The sequence below is a fragment of the Streptoalloteichus hindustanus genome (assembly GCF_900129375.1).
In the GTDB taxonomy this organism is placed as follows: Bacteria; Actinomycetota; Actinomycetes; order Mycobacteriales; family Pseudonocardiaceae; genus Streptoalloteichus; species Streptoalloteichus hindustanus.
The window spans coordinates 1-1,144 of the sequence record NZ_FQVN01000032.1 but is presented as its reverse complement, the minus strand read 5'-3'; the positions used below and the strand labels follow the sequence as shown (position 1 = coordinate 1,144).

The 1,144-nt window shown below is 69.1% G+C and carries 1 protein-coding gene; it reads right to left on the bottom strand.

Going from position 1 to position 1,144, the window contains the following annotated elements; genetic code table 11:
- On the bottom strand, window positions 1-758 hold a 758-nt coding region (locus BUE43_RS32480), incomplete at its 3' end, for a helix-turn-helix domain-containing protein (protein WP_073490189.1).
- Between the last annotated feature and the right edge of the window lie 386 nt (window positions 759-1,144).

Below are 1,144 nucleotides of genomic sequence, written 5' to 3'. Positions count from 1 at the left end.
CCTCGGATGGCTGTGGCGTAGTAGTCCACTTCGGGTTTGGTGTCCATGAAGGACAGTGCTCGGGGTGTTTCCAGGACGACGATGGGTGGGAGGTCCTCGCTTTCGTAGAACGCGAACGCCCCCAGCCGTGGAGCGCTGACTTCGGCCGGGACGATCCGGAACGTCACCGATCGTTTCCGGGTCAGGCGGGCGAGGTGGTGGTACTGGGCGGTCATGATCGGGGTGGGGCCGATCGGGCGGCACAGTGCTTCCTCGCTGACGAACAGAGTCACCTCGGGGGGCCGGTCGCGGGACAGGAGGCTGGCGCGCCCCTGGGCGCAGGCGATGCGGCGTTCGGTGTCGTCGGGGGTGTGGCCGAGGTTGGCGCACAGGTGGCGGGTGTAGTCGGGGGTCTGGAGTGGGGCGGGGATGGTCAGGGCGTCGAACATCGTGTAGCGGGTGGCGTGGGATTCGACGTGTCGGTGTGCCTGGGAAAGGTCGCGGGTGGGTAGGCACCAGCCTCGGCTGGGGGTGTTGGGTCGGCACAGGTCCAGCAGTGCCTCGCGTTCGGAGCTGGTGACGCGGTAGAGGGCCAGGAGTCCGGCGGCGTCGACGAAGTGGAGGGGGCGTCGGCTGTGTTCGAGGCGGGAGATCTTGCTGGGTGAGATGTCCATCATGAGGGCGACGTCGTGGACGGTGTAGCCGGCGGCGTGGCGGCGGTGGCGGAGTTCGGCGGCGACGAGTCGTTGGCCGATGGTGATGGGGACGGGGTCGGCCATCAGTGGCTGCCCACCCTGGGACGAGACGAGAACACAGGTGGCCCTTTCCGAAAGGCATGGTGGTGAGAGGTGGTGGGGGCGGTGGGGCCAGGCACAGTGTGTGGCCCCACCGCTTTTCCCCGGGGGTGGGATGGGACGGTCCGGCCCCCCGGGGGGTGCCTGTCCGCGTGAGCGTGACGAGACAACGCGGACAGGAGATTTAGGGCAGTGCGGTTAGGTGTGGTGGTGGTGGCGGCAGGGTGGGCGGTCGCCGTAGGCGTGGAGGTCGTAGCGGACCTGGGCGGCTGCGGCGGCGCGTCGGTCGGCGACCTGGTCGACCAGGGTTTTGCAGGTGGGGCATTCGGGCCAGAGGCGTTCGGGGGCGCGGGGGTTGTCGTAGGTCGTGG